The 711-nt window shown below is 75.8% G+C and carries 1 protein-coding gene; it reads right to left on the bottom strand.

Features of this window, described 5'->3' with window-relative positions; genetic code table 11:
• Window positions 1-47 precede the first annotated feature (47 nt).
• Window positions 48-711, bottom strand: a 664-nt coding sequence (locus HMPREF3105_RS01820) for a purine-nucleoside phosphorylase (RefSeq protein ID WP_070708637.1), incomplete at its 5' end; no start/stop codon positions are given.

The following is a 711-nucleotide window of genomic DNA, read 5'->3' as shown; positions in this document are numbered from 1 at the left end:
GTCCTCCGGGAGCGCGGCGACGTCGTCGTGCGGGGGATGCGCGGGCATCAGAGCCGCCCCACGATGTCCGCGAGCAGGCGCGCGATGCGCGGGCCGGCGGCCTGGCCGGCCTCGACGACCTCGGCGTGGGACAGCGGCGTCTCCGAGATGCCGGCGCCGAGGTTGGTCACCAGCGAGATGCCGAACACCTCCAGCCCGGCGTGCCGGGCCGCGATCGCGTCCAGCGCCGTGGACATGCCGACGAGGTCGCCGCCGAGGGTGCGCGCCATCCGCACCTCGGCGGGGGTCTCGTACTGCGGGCCGGCGAACTGGACGTACACGCCCTCACGCAGGGACGGGTCCACCTCACGGGCGATCGCGCGCAGCCGCGGGGAGTAGAGGTCGGTCAGGTCCACGAACGTGGCGCCGGCGAGCGGGGTGGCGCCGGTGAGGTTGATGTGGTCCGCGATCAGGACGGGGGTGCCCGGGGCGATCTCCGGGTCCAGGCCGCCGCAGCCGTTGGTCAGCACCACGGTGCGCGCCCCGGCGGCGGCGGCGGTCCGGACGGTGTGCGCCACGGCCTGGGCGTCGCGGGACTCGTAGAAGTGCGTGCGCGAGCCGAAGACGAGGGCGTGCGTGCCGTCCGGCAGTCGGACCGAGCGGATCACCGCGTTGTGGCCGGGCACCTTCGGGGCGTGGAAGCCGGGCACCTCGGCCAGCGGCACGGCGGCG

The sequence above is a fragment of the Micrococcus sp. HMSC31B01 genome (assembly GCF_001816085.1).
Classification (GTDB): domain Bacteria; phylum Actinomycetota; class Actinomycetes; order Actinomycetales; family Micrococcaceae; genus Micrococcus; species Micrococcus luteus.
The sequence above is the reverse complement of the archived record's forward strand: the minus strand, read 5'-3'. Positions and strand labels throughout refer to the sequence as shown.